Below are 6,785 nucleotides of genomic sequence, written 5' to 3'. Positions count from 1 at the left end.
ATTTACTATTTCCTGTCGCTCAAATAATTCGAGGCTTTTGAAGTATTCTGTGAAATTTTGTGGTATCATGACTTTCGTTTTTACTAAAATACAACTTATTTAAGTCATATTATAGAATATAGCCTTGATTTTTAGTAAAAGTTAGCTCATCAATACTAACATCTCCACCACTAACATCTCGTAATACAATTTGGTTGCTAGAATAACTTACAATATCCCAGTCATCATTTAAATCTTCAAAATCCTCAGTATCTGGTATAGGAAAGAAAATATTAAAATCGATATCATCATCATCGCTACTAATGCTACTATCATCCGTGAGTGACCATGTACCAGTTTTAGTTACAGAGCCATTCGTTGCTGTTAAAGTTCCAGAAGTTTCAAATGTAAAATCATACCCAGAGAACTTATTAGTTTCATTTTGTCCTGAATCTACGTAATTTGTTATTCGCTAAGTATCAGATTGAGCTGTTGCAATGATGTTTGCAATTTCTGAAGTATTGTAAATAGCTCCATCATCGTCATCACATTGCATGGATAGAAGACATAGACTAAACATAAGCAAAAATGCTTTGGAAAGATTATTTTTCATAATCGAGAGAATATGATTTATATAACTATAACAGTTTAAATCACTTTTCCCTACCATCATAACTAAGAATTGATGGTTTCCGCCAAAATTTTATAAACCAATGCTTTTGTCAATTGCTGTCCATTCGCTTTTTGTCGTAATAAGTCATACGAGAATCTAAAGTCACATCCTGATTTATAATCACTACAACCATAAGCTGTTTTGCCCTTAATGATTGTTCCCTTTTTACATTTAGGACAAGTATTTTCAGGTAATTTAGAGGTATTTTTTCGACCTGTTTTTGGTTCTAATTTTAATTTAAAATCATCATCAAATCGCAATAAGCCTTCGGTTGTTACTCCTTTGATTTTAAATCCTTTAAGGTTAACTGTAGTGCCTTTACTTAAAAGTCTAATAAATTGATTTTCTGATATTTTTTTGTTTTCAAATTTAAAAGGTAAAATGAAATCACAAGAGGTTCCATAGAGATGACATCCATATGCTGATTTTCCTTTTATCAATTGTCCGTTTTTACATTTAGGACAGTCTGAACCAAAAACACTTTTTGAAGATTTTGACTTTGACTTAGCTTTAGTCTTTCCTAGAGGTTTGTTGTTTACTGCTGAAATTCTTGTAGTTACCTTTTCTGTTCGGACTTCGTATACCAAAGAATCCACCATGCGTTTCATACTTTTTATAAAAGCACCAGCGGAAAATTCACCTTTTTCAATATCCTTAAGTTGTTTTTCCCATGTTCCCGTAAGCTCAGCAGATTTTAATAATTCATTCTGAATGGTATCAATCAACTGAATACCAGTAATTGTGGGTAAAATTTGCTTTTTATTTCGCTTTATATATTTTCTTCGGAACAAGGTTTCAATAATATTGGCACGTGTTGAAGGTCGCCCAATACCATTTTCTTTCATAATATCTCGTAACTCGTCATCATCTACTTGTTTACCTGCGGTTTCCATGGCGCGTAGGAGCGAAGCCTCTGTAAATTGATTGGGTGGCTTGGTCTGTTTTTCTAAAAATGACGGTTCATGAGGTCCTTTTTCGCCTTTTTCAAAAGTGGGTAAAAGATTCTCTTTTTTAGAATTTCCAGAGCCAAAAACCACACGCCAACCTTTGGATAATATTTCTTTTCCTGTTGTTTTAAAATTGACTTCCGCAGCTTTGCCAATAACTACAGTATTTGAAACTTTACAATCATCATAAAACGCAGCGATAAAACGTTTTGTAATAGCTTCATAGACCTTTTTGTCATTATGTTGCATATGTATTTGCATGCCAGTTGGAATGATAGCATGATGGTCTGTCACTTTTTTATCATTAAAAACTTTAGCCGATTTTTTTATTTTTTTATCGAGTAGAGGAGACGTTAGATTTGAATAATCCGTGAGTTTACTCAGAATGCCTTTTACTTTGGGATACACATCATTTGGTAAAAACGTCGTGTCTACTCTAGGATATGAAATGGCCTTTTGCTCATACAAGCGTTGCGCTGCTTTTAGCGTATCGTCTGCCGACATTCCAAACTTAGTATTGCAGTAGACTTGTAAGCCTGTTAAATCAAAAAGTTTTGGTGCATATTCTGTGCCTTTCTTTTTGGTAATTGAAACTATTTCAAATTGGTCTTCTTTAACTTTATTGGCTAAAATCTCGCCATCTTCTTGCTTTAGGAATCGACCTTCTTCATAGCTAAAAAGTGTATCCCGATAGGTCGTTTGTAGTTCCCAATAGGGTTGTGGCTTAAAGTTCTCTACCTCTTTCCATCGGTTAACGAGCATTGCCAAAGTTGGTGTTTGTACACGACCAACGGACAATACTTGTTTGTAACCACCATGCTTTACGGTATATAATCGGGTGGCGTTGATTCCTAATAACCAATCCCCAATTGAGCGCGAGAATCCTGCATAGTAGAGATTATCATAATCTTCAGATGGTTTTAAATTTTGAAACCCTTCTTTAATAGCTTCGGTAGTTAAAGACGAAATCCATAAACGCTGTACTTTACCCTTGTAATTGGCTTCATTCAACACCCAACGTTGAATCAATTCTCCCTCTTGACCAGCATCACCACAGTTAATCACCACTTCTGCTTTATCAAATAAACTTTTTACAATATTGAATTGTTTTTTTATACCGTCATTATCTGAAACTTTGATTTCAAATTTTTCAGGAAGCATGGGCAAGTTGTTTAAATCCCAACTTTTCCAATAAGGTTTATAGTCTGCCGGTTCTTTGAGTGTACAAAGATGTCCGAAGGTATAAGTCACGGCATAACCATTACCTTCAAAATATCCATCGCGCTTGGTAGATGCACCAAGAACAGCAGCAATTTCGCGAGCAACACTAGGCTTTTCGGCAATACAGACTTTCACTTTTATAAATTGAATTTAGAGCTCCTAAAATAAATAAATTTGGAGATTTTAAAAGGAATAGCAACCTAGATTTATAACTAATTTATCATTAAGCCTTTCATGACCTTAACATCACAAGTAAAATATGTTAATCCTTTCATTAAAATCGGAATAGGAGCGTGGCAAAGATTACTTTTGTCACTTATTTAAAAAACTAACCAATACCAAAATGCATAAAAGCACCATCCTTATTCTTTTAGCATTCTTCTCAACTTACGTGTTTTGGGGTTCGACCTATTTATGGAATAAAATTGCAGTAACAGAATTACCTGCGTTTATGCTGGCTTCCATTCGGTTTTTAACGGCAGGTATATTGGTTTTAGTTGTTGCTAAAATTTTAAAAAAATCACTAACTATTTCTATCAAACAGTTAAGAAATATTGTTATCGCTAGCGTGTTATTCTTAGCATTTGGGAACGGTGCATTTGTATATGCACTGAAGTTTGTTGATAGTGGTTTTGCAGCGTTAGAAGCGTCTATAAGTCCATTAATGATTTTAATTATTATGAGGATATACCAAAAAAAGCCGATAAAGTTGCGCTCTTTAATTGGTATAGCGTTGGGTATTATAGGCATGTACATTTTAGTAAGTCAAAACGGACTCAACCTCCATGAAGGTAGTATAACAGGAATCCTAATTATTTTTGCTTGCGTTTTAAGTTGGAGTATAGGAAGTGTATTTGTATCACAGGCCGAACTCCCAAAGAATTTCTTTGTCTCTACGGGCTATCAGATGCTATCTGCTGGCGTTTTATTGGGAATCCTTAGTGTAATGGTTGGAGATACGTGGATATCTCCAAAATCTTGGCAGATGGATACACTGATTTCTATGCTATGTTTGGTGCTGTTTGGAAGTATTGCGGCGTTTACCTCTTTTAATTATTTACTTAAAAAAGTATCGCCAGAGAAAGTCTCTACTTCAGGATATGTTAACCCTATAATTGCATTGTTGCTTGGTTGGTATTTTTTGGGCGAATCAATAACCCTTCAAACTATAATTGCAGGTTGTTTGTTGCTTTTAGGTGTCTATTTTATAAATACTAGAAAAGAAAAACGTCGCACAAAAATTTCTTCGCGTTCTGTTTAATTCATCACACTTTTAAATGTAGTTTTGCATTTCCAAAATTCACGAATATTTATGTCTGAAAATAATTCTGCATTACAAGAAAAGAAAACCGATAAGGAGCTTTACGAATATCAGCAAGGTGCCATCCAGCAAATCTTTGATAAGTTTGATAACGCCTCAGAAGATTACCACTTATTGTATCAGTTACCAACTGGTGGTGGAAAAACGGTCATCTTTTCGGAAATGGTACGTCAATACTTAAAAAACCACAATACAAAGGTTTTGGTAATGACGCACAGAATTGAGTTATGTTCGCAGACCTCAAAAATGCTAACGAGTTTTGGTGTGACTAACAAAGTTGTGGATAGTAAAGCCAACTTGGACGACCAAGCTAATTATAGTTGTTTTGTAGCTATGGTCGAAACCTTAAATAATCGTCTGAATGATAACATGTTAGATATATCAGATGTTGGTTTAGTGATTATTGATGAGGCACACTACAACTCATTTACAAAACTGTTTAAATTCTTTGAAAAGTCCTTTATTCTTGGGGTTACGGCTACGCCATTAAGTTCTAATAAAGAACTGCCAATGAAAGACAATTATAACGAATTGATTACTGGCGAAACTATTGAAAATCTTATCGAAAACGAATTTTTAGCACGCCCAGAAGTATTTCAGTACGATATGGCATTAACGTCCTTAGAAGTCGGATCTAACGGTGATTATACGGTTAAATCCTCAGAAGATTTATACTCTAGTCCAGCGATGCTTCAAAAGCTTATTGATGCCTATAAAAAACACGCGCTAGGGAAGAAGACCCTTATTTTTAATAATGGGATTAACACCAGTATTAACGTGTATTATGCCTTTAGAGAAGCTGGCATCCCAATTATGCACTTGGATAACACCGCGACTAAGAAACAGCGTAAGGAGATTTTACAATGGTTTCACGAAACACCAAATGCCATTTTAACCTCTGTAAGTATTTTAACCACAGGTTTTGATGAGCCAACTATTGACACCATTATTTTAAACAGAGCAACAAAATCATTGACTTTATATTACCAAATGATAGGTCGTGGCTCACGTATATTGAATAACAAATCGAAATTCACGGTTGTCGATTTAGGTAACAATGCTTACCGCTTTGGACCTTGGGGTGCAGATTTAGATTGGCAATTGATTTTTAAATCACCGAATTGGTATGCAGACCGTATTTTGGATGATGATAGGATTGAAGCTAATTTTAAGCACGATTTACATGAAGATATTAAAGACGAATTTTCAAAGTCTGAAAACACGTATTTTGACATCCGTGAAACGTATAAAAATGCCGTTGCTAGTGGCAAATCCTCAAAGGTGGTTTTAGAGCGCTCAATAGAACATCATGCAAAAATCTGTATAGAGAATAGTGAAGATGTTTACGATGCTTTAGCTTTAGCAAAACTCCTTAAAGACGATATTAATAACAGACTTGAGGTGTATGCCAAATGTATTAGTAAAAGCACACACAACTTCATGAAATGGCTTAAGGATGACTACAAACAGAAACTGAATAGTTATCTACGAGCAAATTTTGATAAAAAATTTGAAGAAATCCACGGTTATCCACCAGAAGACTAGGATGCTTGTCTTTGGTCTTTTATAGTGCCTTTTATTTGTAATAAGTGCGATAAAATAGATTATAGCTCTATTTTTAGTAAACGACTGTATTTTTACTAAAATCCTCGATATGGTGCTTGTAGATGGATTGTAATCCATCTTAGATAGATATAAAGAGCTATCGTCATTATCATCCAAAACGACTGATTTTTTAAATTACTTTGTTGTAATAACCAATACGATAAACCATTGATTTGTGTGAATAAGCCTAAGTTTTTATCCATAGTACACAAGTTTTATAAATATAGTGCTAAGTAATTTAAATACAGATACTTATAAGTTTAGTATGTTATAGTTAAGTAACAAATTTATCGCTAAGTGTTTACTAATTCATAATATTATCGTTGAGTACACAAAGTATCAAGATAGAGGGTATACTATTTATTATAGATATATTTTATTTTACATAATATAAATTATAGTGCAAATGTGTTCATGTGAGTAAAATAGCGAATAGAACTTTTGGGTTCTATTTTACATAGTTGCAGATATGATGCCTTTAGGTTCATATCGATAGAAATTATGTAACAACTATTTTACGTAATAATGTTTTTGAATTCGTAAGCTTTAATTGGTCTATATGTAAAATATCCGCTGTCAAACGCTCGATTGCTTTTAAACTCAAATGCGTAGCATTCATGAGCTCTTTATTAAAACAATAGAAATCTGGCGAATAATTAACCAACGCTTGCCAACGCATTATAAAAGCTAACCTTTTTACTGTTATTGAAATTTTAGCGTATTTGAGTATTTGTGCGTTATATTTTTTTCTATGTAATTCTCGTAAGCTTGCCATAAGAGCTTAAATTTTATGAAGGATAAAATTCTAAGCACTTATTCTATTCTCTCTATTATTTGAACCTTTTTATTTAGAACTCTTAATATTATGTAAAATAGAAATTCAAGATTTGTACTTATCGAGGTTTTATTAAATGCTAGATTCAAGTCATAAACGCAACTTCTGTTTTAAACAAAAGTTTATCCATTACTTCTAATGGTGTTTCAAATTTAAGCCTTTTTCTAGGCCTATTATTCAATTTTCTTTCAATTCTTTCTACCT

General features: G+C 33.5%; 7 protein-coding genes. 3 read left to right on the top strand and 4 right to left on the bottom strand.

What is annotated here, in order from left to right; translation table 11 throughout:
* The first annotated feature begins 302 nt into the window (after positions 1-302).
* Entirely contained in the window at positions 303-440 is a 138-nt protein-coding gene (locus HKP48_RS00205; protein ID WP_296341580.1) for a hypothetical protein, read from the top strand.
* A gap of 11 nt (positions 441-451) precedes the next feature.
* Here the strand turns inward: HKP48_RS00205 and HKP48_RS00200 are convergent, their stop codons facing one another.
* Both HKP48_RS00200 and HKP48_RS00195 read right to left on the bottom strand, forming a co-directional pair.
* Positions 452-592 carry a hypothetical protein gene (locus HKP48_RS00200; protein ID WP_296341578.1) on the bottom strand — a complete coding sequence of 47 codons (141 nt, stop codon included), beginning with the start codon at positions 590-592 and terminating at the stop codon, positions 452-454.
* A 62-nt stretch (positions 593-654) separates the two neighbouring features.
* Positions 655-2,955, bottom strand: a complete 2,301-nt coding sequence (locus HKP48_RS00195) for a type IA DNA topoisomerase (protein ID WP_296341575.1) — start codon at positions 2,953-2,955, stop codon at positions 655-657.
* Between the two features lie 208 nt (positions 2,956-3,163).
* On the opposite strand from HKP48_RS00195, the gene HKP48_RS00190 reads away from it, so the two are divergent.
* Positions 3,164-4,081: an EamA family transporter gene (locus HKP48_RS00190; protein WP_296341573.1), complete on the top strand. Its 918-nt coding sequence runs from the start codon at positions 3,164-3,166 to the stop codon at positions 4,079-4,081.
* Between the two features lie 51 nt (positions 4,082-4,132).
* Positions 4,133-5,686, top strand: a complete 1,554-nt coding sequence (locus HKP48_RS00185; protein WP_296341571.1) for a DEAD/DEAH box helicase family protein — start codon at positions 4,133-4,135, stop codon at positions 5,684-5,686.
* A gap of 95 nt (positions 5,687-5,781) precedes the next feature.
* Here the strand turns inward: HKP48_RS00185 and HKP48_RS00180 are convergent, their stop codons facing one another.
* On the bottom strand, positions 5,782-5,949 hold the full coding sequence (locus HKP48_RS00180) for a hypothetical protein (RefSeq protein WP_296341569.1): 168 nt from the start codon (positions 5,947-5,949) through the stop codon (positions 5,782-5,784).
* A gap of 296 nt (positions 5,950-6,245) precedes the next feature.
* On the bottom strand, positions 6,246-6,521 hold the full coding sequence (locus HKP48_RS00175; RefSeq protein WP_296341567.1) for a hypothetical protein: 276 nt from the start codon (positions 6,519-6,521) through the stop codon (positions 6,246-6,248).
* Between the last annotated feature and the right edge of the window lie 264 nt (positions 6,522-6,785).

This window comes from Winogradskyella sp. (assembly GCF_013042245.1).
Classification (GTDB): domain Bacteria; phylum Bacteroidota; class Bacteroidia; order Flavobacteriales; family Flavobacteriaceae; genus Winogradskyella.
This window is presented reverse-complemented; position numbering and strand designations above follow the sequence as displayed.